Source organism: Neisseria sp. P0021.S007 (assembly GCF_051956855.1).
Window position 1 is genome coordinate 1 of record NZ_JBQCXA010000629.1, and the last position, 650, is coordinate 650.

General features: G+C 49.7%; 2 protein-coding genes. Both read left to right on the forward strand.

Annotated elements, in window-relative coordinates; all coding sequences use genetic code 11:
• Positions 1–213: SPOR domain-containing protein (locus tag ACTHUR_RS15045; protein WP_440347598.1), on the forward strand; the 213-nt coding region annotated here is incomplete at its 5' end.
• A partial coding sequence (locus tag ACTHUR_RS15050) for a CvpA family protein (protein ID WP_440399414.1) occupies positions 206–650 on the forward strand: 445 nt, incomplete at its 3' end. The genes ACTHUR_RS15045 and ACTHUR_RS15050, both read left to right, overlap by 8 nt.

The window sequence follows — 650 nt, forward strand, 5'->3', positions numbered from 1 at the left end:
ATTCAGGCTGGTTATGCTGAAAAAGAACGTGCGCAAAGCCTGCAACGTAAAATGAAAGCCGCAGGTATCGACTCGACCATTACTGAAGTGATGACCGATAAAGGTAAGGTGTATCGCGTGAAATCAGCCAGTTATAAAAATGCACGCGATGCCGAGCGCGATTTGAACAAATTGCGTGTACATGGCATTGCCGGTCAGGTGACCAGTGAGTAATTTGCCTGTTGCCGATTTGTTGGCTGCCGCCGTCATCGTCATCTGCATCATTATCTCGTTGACACGGGGTATTATTGCCGAAGCAGGGGCGATGGTGGCGTGGGTGGTATCGTTTATTGCCGCCAGAACGCTTGCCATGCCGTTTGCCGATGTGGTCTTTAAATCGGTTGAGCCGCATTCTTTGGCGGTTGCCATGGGTTTTGCCGCTGTGTTTTTTCTGGCATGGCTGTTGCAGAAACTGGCACGATCGCTGTTGAGCAGTTTGATGTCTGCCGTTGGTTTGGGAAGCATCAACCGTTTGCTTGGCGGCGTATTCGGTGCAGTGAAAGGTGTGATTTTGGTGACACTGGCAGTGATGGTTTTTTCACACACTGATTTGCCGAAAACGGAAGAGTGGCAAAGTTCGCACACAATTCCGTATTTTGAATCACTTGCCG